Below are 1,321 nucleotides of genomic sequence, written 5' to 3'. Positions count from 1 at the left end.
TTTAATACATTTTCTAATCCTTCAAAAAGCTTCATGTCAATCGCTTTTAATAAACGTTGATAAAGTTCATAATTGGCTTTTAACTCAGGATCATAGTTTAACATTTCTTCAACAATACTCTTCTCTAGCCGTTGCCCAAACAAAGAATAATATTTGTATTTTGTAGAAGATAATTTCATTTCACTTTTTAATATGAGCTTCCAGTATCGCTTTAGCCGACGGTGTTTTTTCATGTCCTCACTATTTGATGTCTTGAATCGATTCATGACTTTCACACGTGTTTGATTCATTGATCGATTAATCAATTGAACTAAGTGAAAACGATCAATGATAATCTCAGCTCTAGGGAAAATTTCTTTAATGACATTAACATAGCCAGCGTTCATATCAATAGTGATTGTTTTGACATGCCGGCGGTCATCAAGGCTATAATTAGCGATAAAATGATTTTTTATCACACGACTTGTACGTTCTTCTAAAATGTCTAAAATATCACCCGTTTCAGCATTTATATATTCAAAGGCCATCAATCCTTTTGCGTATTTAAATTCATCAAATGATAAATTCTCAGGTAATGCATGGTGATGGTGCTTGATGGATTGTGTGACTTTATCAATCTCTCGTTGAGCAGTGTGCCAAGATACAGAACAATCTCTCGAAAGTGATTTTATAGACTGTGCTTCAGTGCTTTTCAAAATAATCATAGCCTTTGATTGATTTGAAATATGACAATTTGTTTCAACAATTGAGGTTTCAGCCGTAAAACTACTCTGACACTCTTTACAGAAAAAACGCTGTTTCTTTAGTTTAAGAAAGGTTAATGAGGTACCCGACATTGGCAAGGTAATCCTAGATGTTTGTTTTCCATTTTTGATCACAACGTAGTTTTCATTCTTGATCCCGCACTTTTCACAATGTGTTGGATCATAGGTCAATTCACCATTAATAAATTTACACGGCTTCCCCTTGTATTCACCGAGTGTCACACAACCAGGTGAAAAGGTTATATTTTCATCTTGAACATCGATCAAAAATCTTATATCATTACAAGTAGACAAGTGAGTTCCCTCCCAGGATTATTGTTTTAGTCGACTTCAATTCTACAGGGAAACTCACTTGTTTTCTATATTTAAATTTAAAAATATTAATCGTCCATCACAGATTGGTCTGCGATAAATCAGACATTTTGGTGATTAGCAGTTAGCCGAATCGAAGACTCCTATGGGAATAGCACGTGTCCGAAGATCCGCTAAGAAAAGCTCTTTAAGCTTTTCTTAGCTAGCTGAGGCCGTGCCCATGGAAAGCGTAGGTTCGGCTAACT

Annotated in this window: 1 protein-coding gene; it reads right to left on the bottom strand. The window is 35.2% G+C overall.

Features of this window, described 5'->3' with window-relative positions:
* Positions 1-1,058 (bottom strand): ISL3 family transposase (locus KQI76_RS11625; RefSeq protein ID WP_216400439.1); only part of this gene is annotated, 1,058 nt, incomplete at its 3' end.
* Positions 1,059-1,321: the final 263 nt, after the last annotated feature.

It is taken from the genome of Amphibacillus sp. MSJ-3, from assembly GCF_018919165.1.
Classification (GTDB): domain Bacteria; phylum Bacillota; class Bacilli; order Bacillales; family Amphibacillaceae; genus Amphibacillus.
Note: the sequence above shows the minus strand (reverse complement) of the source record. Positions and strands in the feature narration are given on the sequence as shown.